At 61.3% G+C, this 1,252-nt stretch carries 1 protein-coding gene and 3 pseudogenes; 3 read left to right on the top strand and 1 reads right to left on the bottom strand.

Translation table 11 applies throughout. From position 1 onward, the window contains the following. Nucleotides 1-22 precede the first annotated feature (22 nt). The gene (locus tag EP867_RS20020) at nt 23-184 is read right to left on the bottom strand and encodes a hypothetical protein (RefSeq protein ID WP_174722362.1); all 162 of its coding nucleotides are present in this window, start codon (nt 182-184) and stop codon (nt 23-25) included. Between the two features lie 179 nt (nt 185-363). Between EP867_RS20020 and EP867_RS20410 the strand changes: the two are divergent. The 3 pseudogenes from EP867_RS20410 to EP867_RS20405 all read left to right on the top strand — a co-directional run. Then, nucleotides 364-544, top strand: a pseudogene (locus EP867_RS20410) (hypothetical protein); the annotation flags it as partial. A gap of 13 nt (nt 545-557) precedes the next feature. Beyond that, nucleotides 558-1,073 (top strand): annotated as a pseudogene (locus tag EP867_RS19635) (transposase); the annotation flags it as partial. 14 nt (nt 1,074-1,087) lie between these two features. Then, nucleotides 1,088-1,252: pseudogene (locus tag EP867_RS20405) on the top strand (transposase); the annotation flags it as partial.

Below are 1,252 nucleotides of genomic sequence, written 5' to 3'. Positions count from 1 at the left end.
TTTTATATAGGAAATATAATGGTCAGGACAGCGAAATCAGCGCCTTACTTGGGAAATGTGGGCGGATGCTGTCGAAGCGATGGCGATGAATGCATTGCTCCTTCAGTTGCCGGATCACTCGCTCCACCATGCCGTTATCCGGCATGATCCCATCGATGCCTTCGGCGCCCGGATCTGCCATCATACCGGCCTCCGGGACCTGGGGCATCGGGAGCACGTGAGTGCGGGCAGGCCGAGCTATAACAAAGGGCTGAGAGCCCGCGCCGTTATATGGTCGCCCCTGCGGCTCGCCCGAATGTGCCGCACGGATCTGTAAATGCCGCGTGCCCGCCTGCTCCCTCTTTTACGAGAGGAGGATGTCACATGCGCATCATCGGACTGGATATCCATCGCACCTTCACGGAGGCGGTGGTTTCAGAAGACGGGATGGCGCGACGGCTGGGTCGTGTCGACATGACACGGGAAAGCCTGCAGGCGTTTGCCGCGCGCCTTCTGCCGACGGATCACGTGATTGTCGAAGCCACCGGCAATGCGGCCGCTGTGGTCGATATCCTTACGCCAAAGGCAAGGCGCGGGTACGCTATGAGTTCGGCTGCAAGGTCAGCATCGCCACCAGCCTGGATGAGGGCTTCATCCTTGGCATGCGCAGCTTCGCTGGCAATCCCTATGACGGCCACACACTCCGCGAAGCGCTGGAGCAGGTCGAAATCCTCACCGATCATCGCCCGGAACTGGCAGTCGTCGATCGCGGCTACCGTGGTCACGGCGAAACCAAAACCCGTGTCCTGATCAGCGGTACGCGGCGCGGCCTGACACCAAAGCTCATCGTCGATCTCCGCCGCAGCAGCGCCATCGAGCCTGAAATCGGCCATATGAAAACCGATGGCCGCCTCAGCCGATGCCCCCTGAAAGGCGCCACCGGAGACGCCATCTTCGCGGTCCTCTGCGCCTGCGGCCACAACATCCGCAAGGTCCTCACCCATCTCAGGCTTTGGCTTGCCTGTATCATGGCGACCATCTGGGCCGCTGCCGGAAGGGCAAACCCACGCTTTCAACGCATTATCGTTTGCTAAACGCTTTGTTCAGAGTGAACTACCTCGGACTGCATGCCAGCGTGCGGCAATTCGGAGATGGTCCTGCCCATCACGGGCGGATCACCAAGCGCGGACGGAGCGATGCCCGCCACCTCCTCGTGGAAGCGGCCTGGCAGACAGTGCGCAGCCCGGGCCCTCTTCGTGCCTTTTACGAGCGG

It is taken from the genome of Falsigemmobacter intermedius (assembly GCF_004054105.1).
Lineage (GTDB): Bacteria > Pseudomonadota > Alphaproteobacteria > Rhodobacterales > Rhodobacteraceae > Wagnerdoeblera > Wagnerdoeblera intermedia.
This window is presented reverse-complemented; position numbering and strand designations above follow the sequence as displayed.